The following is a 292-nucleotide window of genomic DNA, read 5'->3' on the forward strand; positions in this document are numbered from 1 at the left end:
CCGGGGTGAAGCTCCAGTTGCCGCTGCCATCGGCAGTGGCCTGGCCGATCGGGTTGCCGCCGCCGTCGGTGAGGATCACCGTGGCGCCGGCTTCCGCGGTACCGGCGATCACGCTGCCGTTGCTCGGGTTGACCACCGGGGTGGCCGGGGCCACCGCGTCCACCGTGGTGCTGGCCGGACCGCTGGTGTTGCCGGCCGGGTCCTGGGCCACGGCGTTGATCACCGTGCCGTTGGCCAGTGGCGTGCCCGGGGTGAACGTCCAGTTGCCGCTGCCGTCGGCGGTGGCCTGGCC

1 protein-coding gene is annotated in these 292 nt (G+C 74.0%); it reads right to left on the reverse strand.

The features are described 5' to 3' along the window. On the reverse strand, positions 1-292 hold a 292-nt coding region (locus HMPREF2581_RS30985; RefSeq protein WP_256565228.1), incomplete at both ends, for an Ig-like domain-containing protein.

Source organism: Pseudomonas sp. HMSC057H01 (assembly GCF_001836405.1).
GTDB lineage: Bacteria > Pseudomonadota > Gammaproteobacteria > Pseudomonadales > Pseudomonadaceae > Pseudomonas > Pseudomonas aeruginosa.